This is a genomic window from Moraxella sp. K02, from assembly GCF_041154755.1.
In the GTDB taxonomy this organism is placed as follows: domain Bacteria; phylum Pseudomonadota; class Gammaproteobacteria; order Pseudomonadales; family Moraxellaceae; genus Faucicola.
In genome coordinates this window covers 560785-586574 of record NZ_AP031590.1, presented here as the reverse complement: position 1 = coordinate 586574, position 25790 = coordinate 560785, and the positions used below count along the sequence as shown (strand labels likewise).

24 protein-coding genes and 1 tRNA gene are annotated in these 25790 nt (G+C 44.2%); 6 read left to right on the top strand and 19 right to left on the bottom strand.

Annotation, left to right across the window (positions count from 1 at the left end; translation table 11 throughout):
* Positions 1-56: 56 nt before the first annotated feature.
* From ACAM39_RS02685 to ACAM39_RS02630, 12 genes are all read right to left on the bottom strand, one after another.
* Positions 57-132, bottom strand: a tRNA-Trp gene (locus ACAM39_RS02685).
* A 73-nt stretch (positions 133-205) separates the two neighbouring features.
* Positions 206-718: a DUF2726 domain-containing protein gene (locus tag ACAM39_RS02680; RefSeq protein WP_369628138.1), complete on the bottom strand. Its 513-nt coding sequence runs from the start codon at positions 716-718 to the stop codon at positions 206-208.
* Between the two features lie 152 nt (positions 719-870).
* Positions 871-2190, bottom strand: a complete 1320-nt coding sequence (locus ACAM39_RS02675; RefSeq protein WP_369628137.1) for an SPOR and LysM peptidoglycan-binding domain-containing protein — start codon at positions 2188-2190, stop codon at positions 871-873.
* A 162-nt stretch (positions 2191-2352) separates the two neighbouring features.
* Complete coding sequence (gene folC / locus ACAM39_RS02670; RefSeq protein ID WP_369628136.1) at positions 2353-3702, bottom strand: bifunctional tetrahydrofolate synthase/dihydrofolate synthase; 1350 nt, start codon at positions 3700-3702, stop codon at positions 2353-2355.
* A 24-nt stretch (positions 3703-3726) separates the two neighbouring features.
* Positions 3727-4632: an acetyl-CoA carboxylase, carboxyltransferase subunit beta gene (gene accD / locus ACAM39_RS02665; protein WP_369628135.1), complete on the bottom strand. Its 906-nt coding sequence runs from the start codon at positions 4630-4632 to the stop codon at positions 3727-3729.
* Between the two features lie 148 nt (positions 4633-4780).
* On the bottom strand, positions 4781-5602 hold the full coding sequence (gene trpA, locus ACAM39_RS02660) for a tryptophan synthase subunit alpha (protein WP_369628134.1): 822 nt from the start codon (positions 5600-5602) through the stop codon (positions 4781-4783).
* A 16-nt stretch (positions 5603-5618) separates the two neighbouring features.
* Positions 5619-6896: a hypothetical protein gene (locus ACAM39_RS02655; RefSeq protein WP_369628133.1), complete on the bottom strand. Its 1278-nt coding sequence runs from the start codon at positions 6894-6896 to the stop codon at positions 5619-5621.
* Positions 6897-6971: 75 nt separating this feature from the next.
* Entirely contained in the window at positions 6972-8198 is a 1227-nt protein-coding gene (trpB, locus tag ACAM39_RS02650; protein ID WP_036601146.1) for a tryptophan synthase subunit beta, read from the bottom strand.
* 16 nt (positions 8199-8214) lie between these two features.
* A complete protein-coding gene (locus ACAM39_RS02645; RefSeq protein WP_369628132.1) occupies positions 8215-8967 on the bottom strand; it encodes an SDR family NAD(P)-dependent oxidoreductase in 753 nt (250 codons plus the stop codon).
* A gap of 94 nt (positions 8968-9061) precedes the next feature.
* Positions 9062-9706 carry a phosphoribosylanthranilate isomerase gene (locus ACAM39_RS02640; RefSeq protein ID WP_369628131.1) on the bottom strand — a complete coding sequence of 215 codons (645 nt, stop codon included), beginning with the start codon at positions 9704-9706 and terminating at the stop codon, positions 9062-9064.
* 129 nt (positions 9707-9835) lie between these two features.
* A complete protein-coding gene (locus ACAM39_RS02635) occupies positions 9836-10258 on the bottom strand; it encodes a YgaP family membrane protein (protein WP_369628130.1) in 423 nt (140 codons plus the stop codon).
* A gap of 18 nt (positions 10259-10276) precedes the next feature.
* Positions 10277-11158, bottom strand: coding sequence for an MBL fold metallo-hydrolase (locus tag ACAM39_RS02630; RefSeq protein ID WP_369628129.1), 882 nt, complete (start codon positions 11156-11158; stop codon positions 10277-10279).
* Between the two features lie 299 nt (positions 11159-11457).
* Here ACAM39_RS02630 and ACAM39_RS02625 point away from each other — a divergent pair, with 299 nt between their 5' ends.
* The 5 genes from ACAM39_RS02625 (at position 11458) to ACAM39_RS02605 (ending at position 15141) form a co-directional block, all read left to right on the top strand.
* On the top strand, positions 11458-11766 hold the full coding sequence (locus ACAM39_RS02625) for an ArsR/SmtB family transcription factor (RefSeq protein ID WP_257619619.1): 309 nt from the start codon (positions 11458-11460) through the stop codon (positions 11764-11766).
* Positions 11767-11859: 93 nt separating this feature from the next.
* Entirely contained in the window at positions 11860-13575 is a 1716-nt protein-coding gene (locus ACAM39_RS02620) for a SulP family inorganic anion transporter (protein ID WP_369628128.1), read from the top strand.
* 63 nt (positions 13576-13638) lie between these two features.
* Complete coding sequence (locus tag ACAM39_RS02615; protein WP_050323982.1) at positions 13639-13971, top strand: protein tyrosine phosphatase family protein; 333 nt, start codon at positions 13639-13641, stop codon at positions 13969-13971.
* A gap of 30 nt (positions 13972-14001) precedes the next feature.
* Positions 14002-14451: a YaiI/YqxD family protein gene (locus ACAM39_RS02610; RefSeq protein ID WP_369628557.1), complete on the top strand. Its 450-nt coding sequence runs from the start codon at positions 14002-14004 to the stop codon at positions 14449-14451.
* 6 nt (positions 14452-14457) lie between these two features.
* A complete protein-coding gene (locus tag ACAM39_RS02605) occupies positions 14458-15141 on the top strand; it encodes a hypothetical protein (RefSeq protein ID WP_369628127.1) in 684 nt (227 codons plus the stop codon).
* Between the two features lie 13 nt (positions 15142-15154).
* Here the strand turns inward: ACAM39_RS02605 and ACAM39_RS02600 are convergent, their stop codons facing one another.
* The 6 genes from ACAM39_RS02600 to ahpF form a co-directional block, all read right to left on the bottom strand.
* The gene (locus ACAM39_RS02600) at positions 15155-15634 is read right to left on the bottom strand and encodes a DMT family transporter (protein WP_369628126.1); all 480 of its coding nucleotides are present in this window, start codon (positions 15632-15634) and stop codon (positions 15155-15157) included.
* Positions 15635-15664: 30 nt separating this feature from the next.
* Positions 15665-16630, bottom strand: coding sequence for an EF-P lysine aminoacylase EpmA (gene epmA / locus ACAM39_RS02595; protein ID WP_369628125.1), 966 nt, complete (start codon positions 16628-16630; stop codon positions 15665-15667).
* A 107-nt stretch (positions 16631-16737) separates the two neighbouring features.
* Positions 16738-17841: a 4-phosphoerythronate dehydrogenase gene (locus tag ACAM39_RS02590; protein WP_369628124.1), complete on the bottom strand. Its 1104-nt coding sequence runs from the start codon at positions 17839-17841 to the stop codon at positions 16738-16740.
* Between the two features lie 118 nt (positions 17842-17959).
* A complete protein-coding gene (locus tag ACAM39_RS02585) occupies positions 17960-20911 on the bottom strand; it encodes a hypothetical protein (protein ID WP_369628123.1) in 2952 nt (983 codons plus the stop codon).
* 165 nt (positions 20912-21076) lie between these two features.
* Complete coding sequence (locus ACAM39_RS02580; RefSeq protein WP_369628122.1) at positions 21077-21979, bottom strand: 3-hydroxyacyl-CoA dehydrogenase; 903 nt, start codon at positions 21977-21979, stop codon at positions 21077-21079.
* Positions 21980-22152: 173 nt separating this feature from the next.
* Complete coding sequence (gene ahpF / locus ACAM39_RS02575; RefSeq protein ID WP_369628121.1) at positions 22153-23736, bottom strand: alkyl hydroperoxide reductase subunit F; 1584 nt, start codon at positions 23734-23736, stop codon at positions 22153-22155.
* 338 nt (positions 23737-24074) lie between these two features.
* Between ahpF and ACAM39_RS02570 the strand changes: the two genes are divergently transcribed.
* Positions 24075-24299 carry a YdcH family protein gene (locus ACAM39_RS02570; RefSeq protein WP_062334032.1) on the top strand — a complete coding sequence of 75 codons (225 nt, stop codon included), beginning with the start codon at positions 24075-24077 and terminating at the stop codon, positions 24297-24299.
* A gap of 156 nt (positions 24300-24455) precedes the next feature.
* Here the strand turns inward: ACAM39_RS02570 and cytX are convergent, their stop codons facing one another.
* Positions 24456-25655 (bottom strand): putative hydroxymethylpyrimidine transporter CytX, encoded by a 1200-nt coding sequence (gene cytX, locus ACAM39_RS02565; protein WP_369628120.1) that lies wholly within the window; start codon positions 25653-25655, stop codon positions 24456-24458.
* Between the last annotated feature and the right edge of the window lie 135 nt (positions 25656-25790).

Here is a 25790-nt window from a genome sequence, read left to right as displayed (position 1 = left end):
CATTAAAACGTATTTTATTATTAGAATACAGCGTATACGCTAACCTAACTAAAATGTGGCAGGCGATGAGGGACTCGAACCCCCAACATTCGGTTTTGGAGACCGACGCTCTACCAATTGAACTAATCGCCTATGTTGAGTTTGAGTATTATAGCGAGTTTTTTTTTGAATGCAACACTTTCTACAGTTTTTTGCGATTTTAATCTTAGCCTAGCACCGCTAAGATTTTGCGGCGTAAATGCGCAGCATCTGGCATGGCTTCCCCATCGATTCGTAATATCGAAATGCCTGCGCTCAACAGCGCTTTGTCTTTTTTTTCATCTTGCTGCTGACGGCGGCGAGTGTTGTGCGTCCAGTCGTCTAATTCAATTGCCAATAGTACGGTTTGCTTGTCTTGATCGACCAGCACATAGTCAACACTCATACGGCAAATACGATTAAACCAAAAGCCTTGGTCAGTATCGTCATCGTCATTGGGCATGATAATACGCGATAGCTGTACTTGCCCAAAAATAATCAGCTCAGGCACGGCTTGCTGCAAGCGATTAAAAAATATCACTTCGGTCGGTGTCATAATCGGCATCGGCTCAAACGGCCATACCGCTAATTCATCTCCCCGAACCGGCTTAATAACCTCTTCACGGCTAGTACCACTACTACGAAAGGCAAATACTAACAGGATAAACAACACAAACGCTAACACTAAAAAAATTGTCACACTAACCACACACTCATATCAATAGGATAACTACCACAAGGCAGCATTATTCCTCTATTGGGTGATTTTCACAAGCGTATAAACAAATAATACGACACAAAATGTCGCATTGTTTGGATAATTTGGCTTTAATTTTAAAAGGTCAAATAGGTTTACCAGTAAAGCACCCAGCCGCTATTGACATCCACACGGCTATCGTTATTGAGCTTGTCTTTGAGCGCCAAGGCAGCGACTTTGCCTTTTTCTGGACCTACGACGATACGTACCCCTTTGCTGGTTTGGGTGGTTTTGACTTTATAGCCTGCCGCTTGTAATTTTTGGGTGATTTCACTGGCTTTTTTTTGGTCGGTTGCCAATGCAACTTGTACCCCGAACGTACCTTTAACATCCGTTTGTTTCACCGTCTGACGCGCCTGCCTTAAATCGTCTTGTGCCGCTTGGAATGCTTGTTTTTTCTGGGCTTGTTGCTGCGCTTCTAATTTTTTCTGGGCGATTTCTTGTTGTCGTTTTTGCTCTTTTAACTGCGCTTCTTGCTTTTTACGGGCGATTTCCTGCTCTTTTTGCGCGGCTTCTTGTTTTTTACGGGCGACTTCTTGCTGCTGCTGCAGTAGCGCCTGTTGCTTTTTTTGTTCAGCTTCTTGCTTTTTGCGAGCAATCTGATTTTGACGTTGTTGCTCTCGCGCTTGAGTTTGTTGGGTAATACGGTTGACTTGTGCCGCAGTCGGGATGGTGATAGTTTGCCCGACACGTAAATTGCTGGTGGTGTTGAGATTATTGACGCTTGCCAATACGTCGACTGGCACATTGTAGCGACGTGATAACCCTATCAACCCCTCGCCTGCCTTGACTTGATAGGCACCAGGATTGCTAGGGTTGCCTTTTGCCACGGGCTGCGGCTGTGCGACGACGGGTGCTGTCACCGTGGGCTTTGGCGTAGTTACGATTTGCGTGGTGTTTTGGGTTTTCGCAGCGCTTTGGGTCTGTGCAGTATTTTTTACGGTATTGGGTACTGCAGCTTTCGTTTGTGGTGGTGCGGCGACCTTATCAACGGGTCGGGGCTTTACCACAGGTTGGGTAATCGCGGTCACTGAGCTGGCAACCACCGAATTGGTATTGGCGGCATTTTTGTTGGCATACAGTTGATTTTCAGCACGGCTACGCGCTAAAGCTTCGGCTTCAATGCGCTGCTGCTCGGTCATGTATTGCTGGGCTTGCTGTTCTTGCGCAGCGACCCGTTGCTCCCGTTCTTTTTGTTTTTGCGCCAGTAAATTTTTTTCGGTTGCGATATCCGCGGTGAGTGGCTCGTTGCTGCTTGCTGATTGCTTATCTGTCATGGGTTTAGCAATAACTTGTTGGCTATTGGCTGCAGGTTTGGCAGGCGCGTTCAAGACTTGGTGCATAGTGGCATATAACAACACGCTACCGCCTAACAATACCGTTGTACCCAATAATGCTTGCTTAGAAAATTTCATGCCAATTACCCTAGTTTATGTGTCTTGATAAATGATTTTTTCAACCTATAAAAATCAACGAATTTTGACGAATCATAGCAAAATTCGCGTTAGCAGTTTTTACCATTGTTGAGATATTAACTGAAAATTTTGAAAAGTAAAATCATTTGACGCACAAATTCGTTATTCACTGAGTGATTGGCTGGTCAGTACACCGCTGATGGTATAAAAAGAACCACACACCAAAATCAGGTCATTATCTTGGCTTTTGTCAATCACCGATTGGGTCGCCAAATTCAAATCCTCAAAAATAGATACAGCTTTAAAATAGCGTGGTAACAGCTCAGTTAAGCGCTCTTGGCTACTGGCTCTAGGGTGAGATATAACGCCGCTGTGAACACTGTCAATCGGCATCACCGTCTGGGAGAATTGCTGTAGCTGCGCGAGCACCGGCTCGATGTCTTTATCAGCAAGCATGGATATCACCAAATGCAATTTGGCGGTTGGATGCTGGCATTGGTAAGCATGCACATACGGCGTCAACTGTTTGAGCAAAAACTGCATCCCATGGTCATTGTGGGCAACATCAAATACCCATTGGCGAGCTGACATGCGTCTGCTGTCAAAACGCCCTGCCAATTTTACCTTCGGTAACGCAGCTTGGATGTGGTCTTGCGTTATGGTCAATGGGCTGGCTAGGATGGCGGTGATAGCCGTTGCGGTATTGTGCAAAGACAAATTGGGGATAGGCAACGATAAAGTCACCGCGCTATTGCTATATTGCCATGTCGCTCCACCCTTAGTATGGCGGTAGCCATAATCTTTGCCATACTGTAGCAAATGGGCATGGTGCTGTGCCATCAAAGGCGGGATGGTCGATGGCATATCAGTTTCGCCATACACTAATGTCAGGTTATCACGCAAAATACCGGCTTTTTCTGCAGCGATTTTTTCACGGGTGTCGCCAAGCCATTCGACATGGTCGATACCCACATTGGTAATGACCGCAAGGTTTGGCTCGATGACATTGACGACATCGAGGCGGCCGCCTAAACCCACCTCCAATACCCAGACATCACAGTGGTTTTGGGCAAAAATCAAAAATGCGGCAAGCGTCGTCATTTCAAAAAATGACAGTGTCAACCCACAATCAATCCTCGCCTGCTCGATTTTGGCAAACGCATCAATCAGGGTTTGGTCATCGACCATTTCTCCATTGATTCTGACACGCTCGTTAAACACCAGTAGATGCGGCGATTGATACAAAGCGGTTTTATAGCCCGCTTGTTGACAAATCTCGGCAATAGTGGCGGTGGTCGAGCCTTTGCCATTGGTGCCTGCCAGAGTAAACACAAAGGCATCGGTTTGCTTTATACCCAATGCTTGAAATACGGGCATCACCCGCTCAAGCCCCATATCAATCGCGGACACATGGATGCCTTGCATATAGTTTAGCCACTCGGTTAACGAGCTTGAACCGCTAGGCGGCAATGGGGATGGTGAGAGTGCGGCGGGTAAGCTTGACTGTTGCATGAATAAAACCGTGATAATAATGAATTAGTGAGCCTGACGAAAATAGGTCATTTTTTTGAGTAAGCGATGAATCGTTTCTTTCATTTGTAAACGATGAACGACTTGATCGACCACACCATGCTCTACCAAAAACTCAGCGCGCTGAAAGGGCTCGCCCAGCACTTCGCGGACGGTTTGTTCAACCACCCGTTTACCCGCAAAACCAATCATGGCTTTGGGCTCCGCCAAATGGATATCGCCTAACATCGCAAGTGATGCCGTCACGCCACCATACACAGGATTGGTCAGTACCACAATATAAGGAATATTGGCGTGTTTGAGTTTCTCAATTGCTGCGGCAGTACGCGCCATCTGCATGAGTGATAACAAACCCTCTTGCATACGGGCGCCACCCGATGCGGCAAAACACACCAGCGGGATTTGTTCTTTGAGCGCCGTCTCGGCAGCGAGCACAAATCGATCGCCTACCACAGAGCCCATTGAGCCACCCATAAAAGCAAAATCAAACGCACAGGCAACTACGGGTAGCCGCTGGAGTTTGCCTTTCATGACGATGAGCGCTTCGGTTTCGCCCGTCTTGGCTTGCGCTTCGCTCATCCGTGTTGGGTAAGGTTTGCTATCGACAAAGTGTAATGGATTGCCTGCTTGGTACTGCTGCCCTAGCTCGTCATCGACTTGGTCAAAAAACCAGTTCAGACGCGTGCGCGCGGTCATGCTAAGATGTTCATCACACGATGGGCACACATAATTATTAAAAATCAGCGCTGTATTGGTGATGATTGAATTACAGTTGGGACATTGAGTCGATGGTTCGGTCTCAACCGCCGTCAGTATTTGCTTCGCACGCGGCTTGATGGTGGGTAATGGGCGTTTTAACCAAGTTTCTTCCAGTGTCTGTCCCATCGGTTGAGGCTTCATATCAGTGCTCATAATAAGTCCCTATTAACAGTGCAATTTAAGAGTGCCATTGACTAGTAGTTGTTTGAGTGTACAAGTACAAACTCATTTTATAATGCGTATGCTAACTGATTTTAGCAATAAATGAAATGATTAAACTCAAATACCTCAAACCACTCTATCACTCAAGACTATCAATCGCTTCTCTTAGCTCATCCATTTTATCTAAGATGGCTTTTTTGGCATGGGCGATTTTTTGTTCATCGTTGCCGACATCAGCAAAGTTTTTCACCAGCTCACTACCGACAATCACGCCATCCGCATATTGTCCGACTGCTTTTGCCGATGCACCATCACGAATACCAAAACCAACGCACACAGGCAAAGCAGTTTGTGCTTTAATCGCTTGGACGTGTTCGCCCACATCTTGGGCATCCAATGCTTTTGAGCCTGTTACACCTTTGACCGATACATAATAGATAAAACCACCGCCATGTTTTAGCACTTGCTCACGGCGTTCTGGCAAGGTGGTTGGCGCAAGTAAAAAGATTTCGTTCATACTCGATGCGGCAAGTTTTTGGGTAAAATCGCCCGCTTCTTGCGGCGGTAAATCAACCATCAAAACACCGTCAATCCCAGCATCTTGACAAAGGCTGATAAACTTGTCATAACCGATGATTTCAATCGGATTCAGATAGCCCATGACTAGCACTGGCGTGGTGGTGTTGGTTTTACGAAACGCTTTTACCATCTCAATCGCTTGGCGGGTACTGGTGCCACCTGCTAACGCGCGCTCGCCTGCGAGTGCGATAGTTTCACCATCTGCCATGGGGTCGGAAAATGGCAAGCCAACTTCGATGACGTCTGCGCCGTGGTCAACGAGTTCATGCAGTAAGCTGACGGTAACACTTGGGTTTGGGTCGCCTGCCATCACATAAGGAATTAAAGCTTTTTTGTTTTGCTCTCGTAACGTGTTAAATGTGGTTTCAATTCGGGTTTGCATTTTCATCTCTATAAATTTATAAATCTATATCTAGTAAATCATTTGCTAAATCTTTCACATTTTGACGTGAGAGCCAAATAAGAAAACTTTTATCTACAATATTCAACTTAATATTTGCTTGGTCATAATCTAAAATTATTGGTTTAATATTTTTTTTGATTTGCAAAGAATCAATCGATTGTAAGGCTTGGGTTAAATTTCCTGAATTTAATTCAGCACCCCTGGGATGCACTTCATGAAGAAATTTTTTAATTTTTGATTGTTTTATCCCACTACTAAGTTCAGATATATCAGTTGAAATTATGCAATAGATTAACCATTTATACATTTCTAACTCTGTATCTTGAAAACCATCTGCAAACTGGGTTATAAAAGAGTTAAATCTACCTGATTGAAGTTTAACCACTTCATTAACAATTTCTTGAGCATCATTTTCATTACCAATCGTAATTTTATGCTGTTGAGTTCTATGAATATTATATCTTAAGCAACACTGATAACACGATTCCTGAACTATATAAATGCTATCAAAACAATAATTTATAATATACTTTTTAAATTCTTCTGCAAATTGAATGTTTAGTAGATTCTCACCTTTATTAATCACTTCTCCCATTTCCTGATTAGACCATTTATCAGCATCAATGCTTAATAGTCTACCAGTCAAGTCGCCATTATAAACAGATAATCTATTTTCTTCTAACCATACACCAATGATAATAAATGTTAAATCTGAATTTTCGTAAAATGCTTTGAGTTCCACAGCAAAATCTTTTTGCGTAGGAATTTCCAAATAATGAAAATCCTCTAATATTATATATTTATCAAAATTTACTTCTTTAAGAGCTTGAATGATATCATTAGTATCTTCTGGGTCTAGTTCCAGTCCTCTATCAGTAAAAACTCTTGAGCCTGTTTTTTCATAGTCTGCACTTGCAGTTGCATTAGAACCAAAAATTCCAGCTGTAGCTGATGCTAATATTTTGCTTTTACCTGTTTCAGTCTTGGCAGTAGATAATTCAACTCTGAAATCCGCCTGCTTTAGTATTGAAGTATTTAATGCACTTATATCCATTCTATTATTACATTGCACAACAATGTAATCACTTTCATTAATACAGTGCTTTCTTAATGATGTCTTTCCTTGTTTCGAACTCCCATAAATAATTAAATGTTGTTTTCGTTCTAAGTTCGTTTTCAGCGTGAAGTCAGCACTATGCCTTTCAACATAATTTAAAGGTAATTCTCTGTTAATTCCATACACACTAGTTAACTCATAATTTTGGTTGTCCATCATTTTACCTTTAAATTTAAAATAATATTTATAAATTGCCAAACAGGTCGTTAATTTAGTTATTTAAAAGCTTAATCAAATCTCAATTCCATCCCGTTTCATGACCGTATGCAAATCCTTATCCCCACGACCCGACAGATTGACAATAATCGACTGGTCTTTGCTCATGGTTTTGGCAAGTTTCAACGCATACGCAATGGCGTGCGAGCTTTCTAGTGCAGGAATAATGCCTTCTTTTTGGGTACATTCACGAAATCCCACCATCGCTTCTTCATCGGTACAAGGTACATACTGCACACGGTCGATATCTTTTAAGAAACTATGCTCAGGACCCACGCCAGGGTAATCAAGCCCTGCTGAAATCGAATGAGTGCCCAAAATCTGCCCATCATCATCCGCCATCAAATACGTGCGGTTGCCGTGTAATACGCCCACTCGACCGACGGTAAGGGGTGCAGCATGGTTGCCTGTCTCGACCCCATCGCCGCCGGCTTCGATACCGTACATTTTGACGTCTTTATCATTTAAAAAGTCATAAAACAGTCCGATGGCATTACTACCACCACCGACACAAGCGACCAACGCATCGGGCAGTTTGCCTGTTTTTTGGTAGTGTTGTAGTTTGGCTTCTTTGCCGATAATGGCTTGAAAGTCACGCACCAGCATGGGATATGGGTGCGGACCTGCGACAGTGCCAATGACGTAATAAGTGCTATCGACATTGGTGACCCAGTCACGCATGGCTTCATTCATGGCGTCTTTGAGCGTGCGAGTACCCGATGTGACAGGTACCACTGTTGCGCCAAGCAAACGCATGCGATACACGTTCATGGCTTGGCGTTCGACATCATCTGCGCCCATATACACCACGCACTCTAATCCAAGACGCGCCGCGATGGTGGCAGTTGCTACGCCATGTTGCCCTGCGCCTGTTTCGGCAATGATGCGTTTTTTGCCGACCATTTTGGCAAGCAACGCTTGACCGATGGTGTTGTTGACTTTGTGAGCGCCTGTGTGGTTTAAGTCTTCACGTTTAAGATAAATCTGCGCCCCACCGATATCATCACTTAGGCGCTTGGCATGATAAAGTGGTGTTGGTCTGCCAACATAATTGACCAAGTCGTCTTGAAAAGCTTTCCAAAATTCGGGGTCAGCTTTGGCAGTGTTATAGATATGCTCAAGTTGTTCGAGTGCCGCCATCAGGGTTTCAGAGACAAAGCGTCCCCCATGAATGCCAAAATGTCCGCTGGCATCGGGATATTGATTGAAGTCTTTTACTTCAGTTGGGTTTTGAATGTTCATTATTTTCTCTCTAATTTTATAAATCTTTAACGACTTTTAAGCCTGCAAAGGTCTGTGCGGTAGGCATGACTTCGATACGGTTGATATTGACGTGTTTGGGCTGCTCAATCAGCCATGCCACCATATTGGCGATATCTTGTGGGGTGACATATTGCACGCTGTCATAAACTTGCGCGGCTTTGGCGTCATCGCCATGAAAACGAATATTGCTAAACTCTGTGCCACCACATAGTCCTGGCTCGATATTACTGACACGGATATTTTTACCGACCAAATCGGCACGCAAGTTTAGGCTAAACTGGGTCACAAAGGCTTTGGTCGCGCCATACACATTACCACCAAAATACGGATAACTGCCTGCAGTTGAGCTTAAATTAATAATGTAGCCGTCGTTATTGGCGACCATGAGAGGTAAAATTTCATGGGTTAAATGAATTAAGCCTAGAATATTGGTATTGACCATTTGTTGCCAATCGGCAAAGTCTGTTTTATCCGCGGGTTCAAGTCCCAGTGCCAATCCTGCGTTATTGACTAGCACATCTAGGTTATTGAGTACATCGCTTGACAAAGTTTGTAGCGCGGTTTTGGTGGCGGACAAGTCCGATATGTCAAAGTTTAGCGGGATAAATTTGTCGCCCAGTTGCCTCTGTAGTTCGTCCAGTTTTTCTTGACGTCTGCCAGTGCCGATGACGGTATGACCTTTTGAGATGAGTAATTCGGCTATCGCTTTGCCAAATCCTGCGGTTACGCCTGTGACCAAGATATTCATAATAATTCGTCCATCATAAAGTCTTACGTTCTATTATACTAGTACGTTAGTATATACCAATTTATTTGAAAAGCAATCTTTATCCTTACAGGATTTATTTGCGAGTTTGTTCAATAAATTTTTGCATTTTCTCTAAACTTTTCACGCCTTTTGCTGACTCAATGCCGCCACTCACATCCACGCCGTACACATTGGTTTTGGCAATCGCCTCACCCACGTTATCCGCCGTTAACCCCCCCGCCAGAATAATCGGTAAAGGTGAGTTTTTAGGGATTTTATCCCAATCAAAACAATCGCCTGTACCGCCAAATTTATCGGGATGATAGGCATCAAGCAGCACGCTACACGCGCCAAAGTCTTTAAGCGCTTGGATTTGGGCGACAATCGTCTCCGTGGTGTCATCATGGCTGATGCGTAATGCCTTTATCCAGCGTTTATTGATTCTATCCGCCATCAGCTTGCATTCTCGCGGCGATTCATCCCCGTGAAACTGTATGATATCAAACGGCACGTGATGCGATAGATAAACCAATTCTTGCTCGGGCATATTGACCACCAATGCCACCATCGTAGTAAACGCAGGCACCGCTTTGGCAAGCTCACAGGCTTGCTCGGCGGTCACTGCTCGCGGACTTGGCTCATAAAATACAAAACCCACCGCATCGACGCCAAGATTGACCGCATTTGTAATATCTTGAAGTTGGGTAAAGCCGCAAAATTTGACCGCTGTATTTTTCATTGAGTTGTGTTTGTCTTGAAAATGATAAAAGCTAGTATAACGAAAAAAGGCACCCAAACGGATGCCTTTTCTCAGTCTTTTATTAGGGTATAAAGAATGTCACATTCGCTTAAATTAAAGCCGCCTAGATTAAGCCTCTTTTTTTTCTGATTGTTCTGACTTTTCCGCCTTGTCTGCATGGTCAGCTTTCTTGGCGTCTGCAAGTTCTTCTATTTTTTCCTGAGCAGTCTCTTTAAGCGTGGCCGCTTTTTCTTGAACTGTTTCTTTTAAGGTTTCAGCTGTTTGCATGACACTGTCAATCACGGTGCTTTTGTCATCAGCACTATCTTTCGCATGGTCTTTGGATTGCGCTTTAGAGTGTTTTTTGCTATCTGCTGCTGATTTGGCGGTATTGATACCGAGCATGCTATAACAAGGACAATGACCCGTCGCCCCTGAAATTAAAGGCGCTAGGGCTAATAATTTCATTTTTTTTGATTTTGATGATTTTAGTAAAGCTAGACCTGCCACAACACGCGCGATACGTTCTTTGTTGCCCACATTGGTTTTCATTTATTATTCTTCCTTATTTTATGATAATTGATTTAAGGGAATTTTAAGGTAGCGAACGCCATTGTTTTCTGGTTTTGGCAATTCACCTGCATTGATGTTAACTTGTACCGATGGCAAAATCAAACGTGGCATTGCAAGTGTTTTGTCACGTTGGTTACGCATTCGTACAAATTCTGCTTTAGGCGTCCCTTGTTTGACATGAATATTGCGTAATTTTTGCTCACCTACATAAACCGTTGCGATATGCTCACGCCCACCCTTGGGTGGATAATCATGGCAAAGATACAGCAGGGTATCATCGGGCAAGGCTAATAAACGCTGAATCGAGTCATACAAATCCTCGGCACTACCATGGGGAAAGTCACAGCGTGCAGAGCCGACATCAGGGGCAAAAATAGTATCACCAACGAATACCGCCATTTTTTCTTTGTCCCCGCTTTTATCCGTCACTTTATATGCCATATCGGCAGGGGTATGACCGGGTACATGCATGGCTGTAATGCTCAAATCACCCAGTGTTAGCTCGCTGCCTTCCTCAGTCAAAATATCAAATTGACTGGCATCGGTGGCTAGGTCGTCAAAGTTAAAAATGGTTTTAAAGGTTTTTTGCACCTTATCGATATATTTACCCATCACTATTTTACCGCCTAATTGCGCTTTGATATAAGGCGCGGACGATAAATGATCAGCATGGGCGTGGGTTTCGATGATATAGTCCAAGGTCAACCCTTGTGATTTGACAAACCCAATGACGTTATTGGCATTGTCATAGCTAATTTTGCCGGCTGCGGGGTCAAAATCCAATACTGGGTCGATGATGGCACAGTGTTTGCTAGCTGTATCAACTAGAACGTGGGTAAAAGTTTCAGTGTCTTTGTCTAAAAAAGAATGAATGTTCATAAGTTTTCCTGTTATCTAAAAACGCTTTTGGCATATCTTTATGGCAATTTCAACTGAAAAAACACTTTATACTTTTGTATAATAGCGGTAGTGCAAGGTGTTGCTCAATTCATTATATTATTTTATAATATGTTTTTCAATATATTGTATTGGCGCAAACGTTTATTTATTTTAAAATTATGTGATAAGTTTGATGGTAGCAGCAGTTAGTATCAGGCATTGCGTATCAGCCATCAAAATACCTTGGGGGAAAAGTCATGTCTGAAATTGCCGAACCGCAGCCCGATGCGCCTGTATCGATGGATGCAACCATGCTCGATCAAATGCACGCTGCTGCAGGAAAAGCCAGCCAGTTGTTAAAGTCGTTATCTCATCCTGACCGCTTGATGCTGCTGTGTCAATTGACGCAAGGTGAGCATTGTGTGAGCCAGCTTGAAGAGAAAGTAGGACTGGGTCAACCAAGTCTGTCGCAGCAATTGGGGATTTTGCGTAAAGATGGTTTGGTCAACACCCGCCGCGAGGGCAAACAAATCTATTATTCAGTCGCCAGTGACGATGCATTGGCAATCCTCAATGTACTGTATGATCGCTTTTGTCAGACAAAATAATTAAATCTAAAACTGACCAATCTGCTAGTTTATTGGAAGGTAATTTATCGGACGCTAATTTATCACAATAACCACTTTATCGGGATAACCACCTTGCCATTACATTTAGCCTACTTGCGACGCTTACCCCACTGGGTAACGCACTATAACAAGGCAAATCTCAGTCAAGATTTGTTGGCGGGTGTTATTGTGGGTATTTTGGTGATTCCGCAAAGTTTGGGTTATGCCATGCTATCAGGGTTGCCCCCTGTGTATGGCTTATATTCAGCGATTGTGCCGGTACTGGTGTATGCGTGGATTGGCGCAAGCTCGGTCAATGCCGTCGGTCCTGTGGCGATTACGGCGATTATGACCGCACAAGCGCTGCAGCCCTATAGCGAATTACCGCCGATGCATTATGCCATTATGGCGTCGTTTTTGGCACTGATAACAGGGGCACTATTGTGGCTAGCAAGCGTGTTTCGGCTCGGCTGGATTACCCAGTTTATTAGCCGTGGCGTGACAGCAGGGTTTATTAGTGGCGCGGCAATTTTGATTTTGGTCGGGCAAATCAAATATGTGACAGGTATCGCGATCAGTGGCAATTCACTGCTAGAGAATGTTGAAACCTTTTTGTTTCATCGCCGTGAGTTGCACCTGCCCACCTTGATGGTCGGTATTGCGGCATTCACCGTACTGTTTATCAACCGCTATTATCTTAAAACTTGGCTCAAGCCTTTATTGGCGCCCAAAGTCATTGAGGTCATCACGCGTATGTTACCGCTTGCGTTGCTGGCAATCGGCATTATCGCCAGTCAAGTTGGCAACTTTGCCGCTATCGGTATTCGCACGGTGGCAGATGTGCCCAGTGGTTTGCCGCATTTTGTGCTGCCGTTTTATCAGATTTCGCCCGTTGAACTCATTAATTTATTACCTGCAGCCGGATTGATGGCGCTGATTGCATTTGTCTCTAGCAACTCGGTTGCCAGCTCATTTGCCCGACAACGCCATGAAGCTTACGATGCTAATCTAGAGCTCAAAGGGTTGGGTTTTGCCAATATCGCAGGGGCGTTTTTTCAATCGTTTACCATTGTCGGTGGCTTCTCACGCACCGCGGTAAATGTCGATGCGGGCGCGCAAAGTCCGCTTGCCAGTATGTTATCGGTACTGGTGATGGCATTGGTGCTGCTGTTTTTTAGCCAGACTTTAGAGCCACTCCCCTATGCTATATTGGGCGCTACGATCATGTCAGTGATTATCAGCCTGATTGATGTGCAAACGCTCAAGCAAGCGCTGCGCTATGACAAACTCGATGCGCTGGCATTTGGCGTGGCACTCACAGGTGTGTTATTGTTTGGGCTAAATATTGGCTTGGTGCTGGGGCTGTTTGCCTCTTTTGCAGGCTTGATTTGGCAAACCAGCCACCCGCATATCGCGATTGTGGGTCAAATTGGTGATACTGGGCATTTTCGTAATGTTGCACGCCATGCAGTGACCCAGTTTGATGATTTGTTGATCATTCGTATTGATGAAAGCCTGTTTTATGGTAATGCCCAGTCCGTACTACAGTTTATTGAGCAGGCGATTGCCAGTCATTCACAGACTAAAAATCTGGTACTGATGTTGTCGGCAGTCAATCATATTGATTTGACGGCACAAGATATGCTCATCAATCTAAACCAAAATTTGGCAGCTCGGGCTATCGCACTACATTTTTCGGAAGTCAAAGGGCCTGTGATGGATGTGATTGAAAAAACCGATGTGATTCAAAAATTAACAGGCAAGGTATTTTTAAGTACGCAACAAGCCGTTAAACAATTAACCCAATAAATATACTTGTCGCAGTCAGTAAAAACATGAATAATCAACGCTAACTTTATAAGGAAACACAACATGCCAAACAATACTGTTTTTTATGGTCAAATTGAGCCACAGCAAGTTGCTCAAATTCAAGCGCAGGGCTTTAAAACCATTATCAATAACCGCCCCGATGGCGAAGAGCCCAACCAACCGCTGCAAACGGATATCGCTACTGAAGCACAGCAAGCAGGGCTCGCCTATCATTATCTACCGGTCGTCGGTGGTCAATTAACCCGTGAGCAAGTTGAGCAGTTTGCCGAGATTTTTAATCAAGCAGAAAAACCGGTGTTTATGTTCTGCCGTTCGGGTAACCGCTCAAACGTGTTATTCCAGTCTGCCAAACAGCTTGATTTGCTAGACGACTAGTCCTTTTTAGTGAAAGCCATGACAGCAAAAATTACCCTGTGGATAGACGCTGACGCAATTCCCAATATTGCCAAGCAAATCATCATCAAAACTGCGGAGCGCACGCAGACGACCACGATTTTTGTCGCCAATCGTGCCATTGCTTTGCCACGGTTGCCAGTTTTGCAGATGACAGTGGTCGAAGGCGGTTTTGATAAGGCGGATGACTATATCGCAGCGCAGTGTGTGGCGGGCGATGTGGTCATCACAAGCGATATCCCACTTGCCAATGACTGCATTGAAAAAGGTGCCAAGGTAGTCACCTCTCGCGGTTTTGTGTATGACAAAGACAACATCAAGCAAAAGCTCAATATGCGCGATTTTATGGACACCATGCGAAATACGGGCGTGTTAGAACCTTCACAGCAAGGTGGACAAGCGCCTTATAGCGACAAAGACAAGCAAGCCTTTGCCAATATTTTAAATGCTTGGATTCGCTAGTTGATTATGCTAAACCCTATTCGTGCTATTAAGTTATTGTATCAACTGGAAAATCACCCCAAACCGCTGGGTGTCAGTCAGGCGATGATTGAGCAAAATGAGCAGGCCTTGGGCGTTCAATTACCTGCAGGTTTGTATCATTATTTATTGACTTTAGGCAATATCGCTAGTCTCAATAGTGGCTTTAATCACCTTGGCTTATTGCCGTTAGAACGCTTGGGCGACCATCTCGTCATTGGCAAAACCTGCGATAATGACGGCGTTTGGGGCATTCATGTAGATGACCTAAGTCCAAAAAAGCAGCATAACCCGATGGTGCAAATGAGCCGCAACTTTGATGCGATTGAACAAAGCGAAATTCATTGGTTTGATGAATTACCGTTAGCGGAGTTCTTACTGGCGCAAGCGATTATTAATGGCGTCAATGGTGGATTGAAACACCATGCCCAAATTTATGATTTTGATGGACAATCGATTCCAGCCGATTTGAATGAAAAATTACAGCATATCGCCAGTGAAATCATCGAACTGCGGCAGCCGCATGAGCGCTATTTTCAAGCTGAGGATTTTGGCGTGGTGATGTTATTGGGTATAGATGAGTCTATTCCCAATGCCTTTATGATTGCTTCGCAAGATGAACACAAATTCAATGACTATATCCAGCAATTAGCGATTGGATTTGAACATTGACCTAAAAATAGCCTTATGACGACTTAGCAAACCATTTTTGTCCAAACATAAAAAACGATACGCCCACCAGCATCAATACAATCCCCAAAAATTTACTCCAATGCAGGGTTTTAACAGGCATACCAAATAAACCCAAGCTATCCACCACCATACCCATGACCAGCTGACCTAAAATAAACAAAAACACCGTATTGGTAACACCGATTTTTGGCGCTAAAAAAATCGATGCAAAGACAAAAAACGCGCCCAGCGCACCGCCAAGCCATTTCCACCAGTCACTGATTTGCATGTCTGATAGACCCGATTGCACCGCTTGCCAATCGACAAATAGCAAAGACACCAAGCACAATAATAGCGCGCCAACCGTGAACGATACGAATGCGGCCATTAGCGGTTGACCACCAAACATTGCGCCCAATCGGGTATTAATCGCTGCTTGAATCGGGATGCCCAAGCCTGCCACCAGCCCAAAAAATAAATGCCAAACTTTCATGTCAATTCCTATTTTTTGAGTTCACTGCTGTTAGGCGTGAGGGGTGGGTAAAGCGATGACATCGCGGATATGGGTTTTGCCCGTTTTAATCATCAGCAGTCGATCGAGGCCAAGCGCAATGCCACTACAAGCTGGCAGGGCATCACAAGCTGCTAGCAGATTTTCGTCAATTGGCATTACAGGTAGCCCGCGATTTTTACGCGCCACATTGTCTTCATCAAAGCGCAGACGCAGCGCCTGTCCATCAGCCAACTCATCATACGCATTGGCGATTTCAAGACCATTGATATACAGCTCAAAGCGTCTAGCCACCCGATTGCCATCTTTGTCTGTGACTGTCTTGGCGAGCGCGGCAGTGGCGACAGGATAATCATAGATGAGTGTCGGTAGCGCTTTTCCCAAATTAGGCTCCACCAAATGACTAAACAATAAATCTAACCAGCCTTGGTGATCCTCCCCCAAATCAATGTTAAGACCATTATCTTTGGCGATGGCTTTGAGGGTATCGCAACTGGCATTGAAGGGATGAATTTTAACAAAATCCATAAAGGCATCGACATAGCGATAATGGTCAAAAATCACCGGATAGCCGAGTACCGCGGACACCAAGTCATTGGTTTCTTTTGCCAGTTCATCCAAGCTAAAATTGGGACGATACCATTCAAGCATGGTAAATTCAATGTTGTGACGGCTGCCAATTTCGTTGTCGCGAAACACGGGGCAAATCTGGTATATCGGCACTTGCCAAGCTGCCAATAGACGCTTCATGGCAAATTCGGGTGAGGTGTGCAGATAATAGGTTGTTGGATGGTCACCCACAGTGACATTGCTAGAGACGGATTGCAAAAATATATCGGTATTGCCCGCCTGTGACATCACTGGGGTTTGCACTTCTAGCACCTGCCGCTCGGCAAAGAACTGGCGAATGGTGGCATACATCGCAGCCCGGTCTTGGGCGGTTTGTAGGGTGCAAGTAGGTTGATAAGTGGTTGACATAGCAGTTTGGATAGTTGGATTTGCGACAATATTAGCAGACCCAAAAAAAATAGCTAGTATTTTCCCATACTGGCTATTTTTGCTTTATGTCATGGTGAACATTTTTATCAAATTTTAAACACGTATGATTGCCATTCACGGCGCAGCGGGTAATTTTTACGCAGGTTATCAAAGTCTTTGCCTTCAATATCACCGTTTGCATTTGCCACACTACGTAAACGCTTGTCATCGGCTTTGATGTCATACATCACAGGAATTTTATTGAGCAGTTGGTGGCGCTCGTGGTCTTTGAGAGGGTTATGCACTTCTTGAAACAGCGGCACTTCAGCTGGCATCAAGGTATGAAAATCAACGGTTGGGGCAACCTGTAAATAGTTGCATAAGGCATTGTAGACAAACTGTGTGCCCCTAAGTTTGCCTTCTAGGGTATAACCGGCGATATGCGGGGTAACGATACTACAGGCTTTGAGCAGTTGGGCATCGATATTGGGCTCGTGTTCAAACACATCGAGCACACACACATTCGGGCTTGCGACAATATCATCACGACCGAGCACTTCACCGCGTGAGGTATTGATGATGATGGCAGTATCGGATACGGTTTGCCAGCGCGCTTGGGTCATCAAATAGTCGTGATGGGTGGGATATGAGCTGTTGTGCGCATGCGTCAGTGGCACGTGAAAGCTAATCACATTGCTTTCTTGCAGCACAGTTTCAAGTTTGGCGTTGTTGACTACCGACGGTGGTTTGAGTGGGTCATAGCCCAGCACATTCCAGCCATAGGAAATCGCATATTGTGCTAGCGTATTACCGATATTACCCACCCCAATAATGCCAAGGTTGATGGGTTTGAAAAAATAGTCAGGGCGCAAATTGGCAATCGCTGCCACCACATATTGTGCAACCGAGTGTTTACTACAGCCAGAGGCATAGGCAAAAATGATACCGCGCTTGGCGAGGTACTCCACATCGACATGGTCGATGCCGATGGTGGTACTACCGACAAATTTGACGCTTTTATTGTTGTCTAATAACAGCTTGTTGACAGGCGTGACGGAACGTACTAGCAAAATATCAGGCTGATGCTCATCTATCACAGCCGCATCAATCTCGCGCCCTGCCATCGCAATCAATTCGATGGGTCGCCCTAAAGTGTGTTCATTAAAAAAATCGCTTAAATGAGCAATATTGCCATCAGCAATAATTTTCATATCGTATCCCTATCTTTCTTTTTGTTGTCATAACCCAACTTACAGACCGTTAGCATAACAAATTTTTATGACCTTTTGATGTGTATGCTGACTTTTTTCAAATAAAAATTGGGCAAATTTATCGCATCAATTTGACCAGTATCACCATGATAATCAACACAAGCACCCCACCGATAGCAATCACTAGGAGTTTTTTATCTTTGGCTGTATCTTTGGTGGATAATTGGGTTTGTAAGCGCAGCTTGTCATTCATAAGTTGCTGCGTCAACTCATTGGAAAGCGCGGATGGCGGCATTGCCTTTGATGTCAGTGAGGCCTGTGAGGTCTGTGACGTTTGGGCTGCCTGTGGTGTTGACTCTATCGATGGCTGTAAAGTTGGCTGTACATCAGCAATTTTTTGCCGAGTCTTTTGTTGAATAGCGGCTTTTTGAATAGTCGATTGTTGCTTAGCAGTAGCTGATATTGGATTTTCTAGCTTGTCTGACATCAATCCGATAGCTGAACTTTGTTCTCGGCTAGGTGTTCGATTGGGTTTAAATTTTGGCCATAGCCGCTTTTGGGTTGCGGCATCGGTGCTATCCTGTGCGTATTTTTGCTGCCAGTGGATATAGGGAAGTAAATCATAATCTTGCCCAAACTGCTCATAAGCTAAGCTTAGCCAATAGTGATAATAGGCTTTATCCCATAATTGGCTAGGCAATACCATAATCTCGCCCTGCTCGGCTTTATTTTGGTAAGCATTAGTATGAATGATAATGGGCACTATGCTGTTTGATAACATGCCATTGGGCAAATGACGCCGCCAAATCCAACTGGTAGTTATCCGATAGTTTGTCGCTGCGATACTGGCTGGATAAGCCAAATTAAACACCCTAGATGTGTCGTCTTGGCAATGTAATTGATAAAACGCCACGTCAGGCGTACCATTTGGCGGCTGATTGACTGTACAAATCGCATCCATTAATTGACTTGCCTTGGCTTGCAAATCTTCTACCCTTGCTTGCCCGCTTGGATCAAACAAAATGTCGGCACAACTTACCCGATGGTTGGCAAAAGGCGTGTCTCGTTCCTCTTCTGATATAGGCTCGGTTAACGCCGCATCAGATTTTATCACGACGCCCCACACCACTTTGCCATAGCGATATAAATCCTCAGTCGCCTCTACTTGCCGATACAGTTCATCTTTAATCAAGTTATCACTAACATATACTTGCAAATAGCGTTGTTCATGGTGGCTGGCTTGCAAAATATGTTTTGCCAAATCAAACCCGCGCCAATCAATGCTGGTATAGTCAAAAGCTGCCATATTCACATTGGGTTGATTATCAAGTATCGGCAATAGCGCAAAATCAAATCGCGTCACTAGCTGCGCGTTTTGTTGCTGGATACGCTGGTCTTTGGGCGGCAATACCCAGCTATCAAGTTGATTGACATAGGCATCTTGCCACAGCGTTTTGACCGCGGTATTTTGTGTTGAAGGTGTGCTTAGCAGTGCTTGGTAAAAGTGAGTGGTTAACGCGGTTATTTGCTCTGACGTAAGCGCTGTTTGTGCGCTTTTTTGATGACTGACTAACGGATAAATTTTTAGACTGTGCCAATCATTGGCGGACTGATACGGCAATACAAGCTGCAGCTCTAAGCGAGGGTTTTCATACACCCATATCTCAATTACAATCCCTTCGGTGCGCCCCATCGGCAAATTGGTATAGCTATCAAAACAGCCGACGATTATGGGGGCTAATTGTGGGTTTTGATGCAGCGTTTGGTAGAGGCTATCAATCAGCTTGTCTGTATCTGTCTCTATGTTTGTGTTTTTGTCTATGTCTGTGTCTAAATCCGTATCGCTAGGTGATAACAACTTAATATTGGATGGATTAAATGCGGTTAATTCATCCCCTGTATTGTGGCTGCTATGGGCTTGATACACACAAGGTAAAATCGGCTGACCTTGTGATAGCCTTGATAGCACAGACGCCACCAATGCACCCGCCGCCTGCATGGCTGACGTCCAAAGCGCTGGCAAGTCAGCGGTAGCGCTCACAGCGTCTTGATAAGGATAAACCGCTAGGCGCCCTGCATTTTGCCGTTGCAAAATATCCGCAAACTCAGCAGCGGTGGTCGGAAAATTGCTAGCAAGTCCAAATAACCGATTGGTCACTACCAGCATCGGCGTGCGATAGCAGTCCTCAAACAGCAGTACAAAACTATGCTCAAGGCATTCAGCAAACGCCTCGCCCAAGCTATCATACATCTGCGCAAAAGATACCCAGCGCACGGGCGCATTTGCCAAGCGACTGCTGGTCACGCCGATATAAAACCCCAGCAAATAGCAAAATGCTTGACGTGAGGCGTCTTGCAAAAAATCAAGATAATCTGCTTGCGTAAACCCAAACGCCTGCTGGATAGCCGACAACGCCTCATCAATTTGCACCAAACTATCACGGCTATGATTAAAATTCACCGCTGCCAGATAGGTAGAAAATGCGATAGCGGCGTCCTGTAGTTTACCTGTTTTCACTTTTGCCAAATAGCCCTGACACACCGCCTCAGGCGATTGCAATAAGTTGACTTGCGATTGCTGATAGAGGGTCTGCGTCATCTGGGCAATAAACTGTGGCAACACCTCCTTACCCTGCAGCAAATCTGGTAGTAGCTTAAGCGGTTGGCAATAGACTTTGTGTCCGATGCGCGCGGTGAGTGAGCTGTAAAAATTGGCAGGTAACTGTGAGTGGGTGGGGTGCTTATTTTGCCGTGCCAGTTGCGCTGACATCCTGTCATAGTCATACCAAGCAATCGCTTGCCCGGTGGTTTTGGCTAAATAGTCTGCAATATAAGCGGCGAGCGCTACCACAAGCGCTTGCCCGCTTTGGTTTGCCAATAATTGTGGCAACTGAATGTGGCGTTTTGCCATTGCCGCAAAAAACCGACTGAGTTGTTGTAGGCTGTTGGCTGAATAATCAAAGTCAATCTTTTGCAAGTTTTCCCAAAACAGTATCTTAAACGGCGGTGTCTGCTTAGTCTGCAAATAATATAATAAGGTGTTGACTTGTTGGGCTGTGGTCGGCTTCATCGGGGATTTTTGGCAACAATTTTTTATCATTTTGGGGTAAATTGTTGGCTTTGGCAAGTGCTAGACATCGGTGCTGCCGCAATAAAAAAACAAAGCCCATTTTGGGTCAATGGGCTTTTGTCATCTACTGACTTTTAAATACTGACTTTTAAACTTTTTTGACACTTATTTTAAAAATTCAGGGTCTTTATAAGCCGGGTTTGGATAATCATAAAAACCCTTCCCCACTTCAAACCCTGTGCGACCTTTATCAATCAGTTCGGTTTGCAGTTTTTGGATAAATCGCTCGGCAGTTTTTGAGCCTGTTTTGGCTTTTTGCTGGCTGATATTAATAATGGTATTGACCCCTACGATATCCATCATCGCAAACGGTCCCATCGGTGCACCTGTGCCAATCATCCAAGTTTTATCGACGGTGTGGGGATCGGCAATGTCATTGGCATACAAGTGCATACCGGCATTTAAAAAAGGCACCAATAGGGTATTTAAGATATAGCCAGGCTGTTCTTTATTGAGGGGTAACGCCACCATGCCAATGGCTTTGGCATAAGCAACAATGCTGTCAAATACTGCCGGGTCGGTATGCGCTGAGCCCATGACTTCTGCGGTGTTATTCATCCAGATACGGTTGGCAAAGTGTAACGCCAAGAATTTATCAGGGCGACCTGTGGCTTCGACCATTTGGCTAGGAATCAACGTTGAGCTGTTACTGGCAAAAATCGTGTGGCTTGGGGCTACACTTGCCAGCGCCTTATAAAATTCATTTTTGATATCAAGGACTTCTGGTAGGGCTTCGATGACCAAATCAGCCTCTGCCACAGCTTCGCCTAAGTCAGTCACATAGCGAATCGCATGGGTGATTACTTGGGCTTGTGCTGGGCTTTTGTCATAGAATTTGGCGTAGATGGGCATGAGTTTTGCGATGCGCTCTTTGACCTTTTCGGGCTCTTTATCAAAGATTGTGACGTTAAAGCCAAAAAAGGCATTTTGCATGGCGATTTGAGAACCCAGTACGCCGCCGCCGGCTACCGTCACCTGCTTGATGGATGAAGTATTTGCTGTTGTCATGATTTATTCCTTTAAATCGCTATGATAGTTTACAAGTTATTGTAGCGGATTTTGGGAGGTATGCCTATCTCGCCAATATAGACTGACAAGGCAACACCATGTTAGCCGCCAAAAAAAAGCCAAACTATGACGTTTGGCTTTTTTTGAAAAATAACTAAAAAACAGGTGAAAAATTATTGCAACATGAGGTATTCAAACGCACTGAGCGCCGCTTTACTACCTTCGCCCATCGCAATATTAATTTGCTTAAACGGTACAGTAGTCACATCACCACAGGCAAAAATTCCGGGTTTGTTGGTTTGGCATTTCTCATTGATTTCAATTTCACCAAATTTGGTCACCTGTACCAAATCTTTGACCACTTCCGAGTTTGGCACCAGTCCGATTTGCACAAAGATAGCAGATAATGGCAATTCTTTGTTTTCACCGGTGGTACGGTCTTGGTAAATTAGCGAACTGACTTTACCAGCGGTTGCTTTAATCTCTTGGCTCGCTACACCTGTCATGATATCGATATTATCGCGCTCTTTGGCTTTATTAATCAATACTTGGTCTGCTTTGAGCGTGTCAGCAAATTCTAACACCGTCACGTGTTTGACAATGCCTGCCAAGTCAATTGCCGCTTCAATCCCTGAGTTACCACCGCCCACAACTGCCACGTCTTTACCTTTAAAGAACGGACCATCACAGTGCGGACAGTATGCGACGCCGCTACCGATATTTTCATCTTCACCTTTGATGTTAAGTTTACGCCATTTTGCCCCCGTCGCTATGATAATCGCACGAGTACTAAAACTTTCACCGGTATTAAGCGTGATTTGGTAGGTTGGTTTATCCTCGCCTTGCTCATTCATTTGTGCAGAATTTTCGGTGATGGATGTCACGCTTACCATTTCTTTGACCGTGATATTATAAGCGGTGATATGTTTGACAAAATTGGCAGATAATTCATTACCATTGGTCAACGGGATTGAAATCAAGTTTTCGATATCTTGGGTATCTTTCACTTGTCCACCGATACGATCAGCCACCATGGTCACTTTTAAGCCTTTACGTGCCACATAAATGGCTGCCGCGACGCCCGCAGGTCCGCCACCGATGATGGTTACATCTTGCTGCTCAAGCTGTTCGGCGGCTGCTGCTGCACTCATCAAATCTGGATATTGCTGTTGCAGTTTCTCGATAAGTTTGGCAGTGTCAATTTTACCATTGGCAAAAGGTTTACCATTTAAATATACCGCAGGTACGCCTTGGATATTGCGCTCGTTAATCAAGTCTTGGAACACGCCACCATCAATCATTTCATTGCTGATGTTGTCATTGAGTAACGCAAATTGGTTTAGCGCTTGCACCACGTCAGGACAGTTGTGGCAAGACAATGAGACGAACGTTTCAAATTTTAGCGGCTGTTTAATCGCCTTAATGATATTTTGAATACCTGGATCAAGTTTGAGTTCACTACCACCTGATTGTAAAATCGCCAAAATCAATGAGGTAAACTCGTGACCACCTGGAATACCACTAAAAATGATACCTGTATCTTTGTCTTGGCTACGGATTTTAAAACTCATCGGTGATAGATTAGCATCGAATTGTTGACTCAAACGAATCTTGTCAGTAGTGCCTGCAATTTGGGTCAAAAAGTCCACCAGTTCAGCGCGCTGTTCATGCTCACCTTCACCCAACACAAACTCAATCGGGCGAGTCATACGTTCGCTATAACTTTTTACTGCATCTAATAAACCTTGATCTAACATGGTAGTTTCCTTCTAGTTATTGGGTAAGTCATTGTGTTAACCTTATTATTGTGATTTTTGTGGGCTTTGACAATGTGAGAAAGTTGATAGCTATGTTTTAAAAAACAAAACGTTTATTATCTTATACAACAAAATATTAATACATAAATTACTTCAGTCCATTAATGGTGTAACTTTTGCCCCCTCACCAATTGTTACCGATTAGCGTATAGTCAACCATGCGATTTTTCGTTACAATGCTAATAAGACAAATGCAATATATTAACTCAATCAAATTTGTCTTATGTGTTGACCCCTTTGCATTATTTTTCACATACAACCAAAGAAAGGAAAGAACTATGTTTCCAGAACATCGCGAACTTATTAGCAAACTAAAAACTTCTGATAAACACTTTGAAAAATTATTTGATAAACACAACGACTTAGATGCTCAAATCATTAACCTAGAAAAAGATCCTGTTGCAGCAGGCAGCCGTGATGACGAAATTGAAGCATTAAAAAAACAAAAACTGCAATTAAAAGATGAAATCTACAAAATCTTAGAAGACAATAAAAATAAATAAGTTCTAAGCTAAATTCGATTTTATTGACTAAAGCCCTGTTCGTTGTGACAGGGCTTTTGCTATTGATAGCAAGTGTAAGGCTTAAATCAACTAATCAACCCTACTTTAAGAAAAATTGGACTGTAAAAAAAATTGGTTTAAGCGTGGCTGACGGCATTATTTTTTTGTGAATACATTAACCAAGAAGCATAACAGCATCGTCACCATAATCACCGGCAAGGTATTGCCGATATCGAGTGGATGGGCAAGCCAATAACGGTACAAGCAAAAACCAATCGCCCAGACAATCAAATTTTTGACATTAAAACGCTGTTTGATACCGTTATTTTTTAAAATAAAAAAGTCCACAATTTGAATGGCTGCCATTGGCGCAAACACTGAGCCTAAAAAGTATAGAAATTCAGTGATATCATCCATGGGAAACAACATCGCTGCGATAGTACAGATGAGGGTAATGCCAATTGCCAAGCCTTTTTCTGGGAGTTTTTTCCACAGTGAGACACCCGACACGCCTGCCGAGTACGCATCCAAAAACGTGGTTGTCACTGTCGCGAGCACAATCAACAATAACCCAGTCACGCCCAATCCAAGCTGTAATAGCATTTGGGCAAAATCCGATGTTTGGGTATACAGTGCCATGCCCAGTCCAATCGCATACATCCACGCACTCATCACCCCATAGCTCACGGTACTCACGAGCGTCGCTTGCAAAGGTTTTTGCGCATTGCGCGTATAATCACTCACCAGTGGCAACCACGACAACGGCATAATGACCGCGAGCTCCACCGCTGCCCCAAAGCTCATCGCTGCTGCCACTTCTTTTGTCGCTGCCACATCCCCAGCGCCTAACTTAAATAATTTAAACGACAAAATAAGCGTTAAAATAAATAGTCCAGCTACCGCCAACGCATTGATTTTGCCAAAGAAGCGGTTGCCCATCCACAGCCACAGTACAATCAGCGCACCAATCACGCCACACCAGGCGGCTTGTCCGATAGCCCAAATCCCATTGACTGCCAATGCCCCATCATAAATCATGATGGCTGTCCAACCGACCAATTGCACAAGATTTAGCAAAGCAAAAAGCATCCCACCTTGAAAACCAAAACTACCCTTCACCGTTTCCATGGTGCTTTTGCGTTGGGTTGCCCCAATATAGCCGACTAGAAAAAATAGCACTCCGCCTATCATATGCCCAATGACGATGGCTAACAAGCCACGCTCCCACCCCAACGGCGCAAGGTAGGTGCCCGTCAAAATCTCAGCGATTGACACGGCTGCTCCTGCCCACAGCAAGGCGTAATGACTACTTGTCGTCTGACTGCCAGTTTGGTGGGTGGTTTGTGCGCTATCCATGGTTATTTTCTCAAGCTTCAAAGAAGCTGATTTTATCATTGTTAACAACAGTCGTTGAATAAAAAAACCCCAAATCTTTCAATTTGAGGTTTTTAATTTTATCTAACTGTCAGTCAATAAAACATTAGACCATCA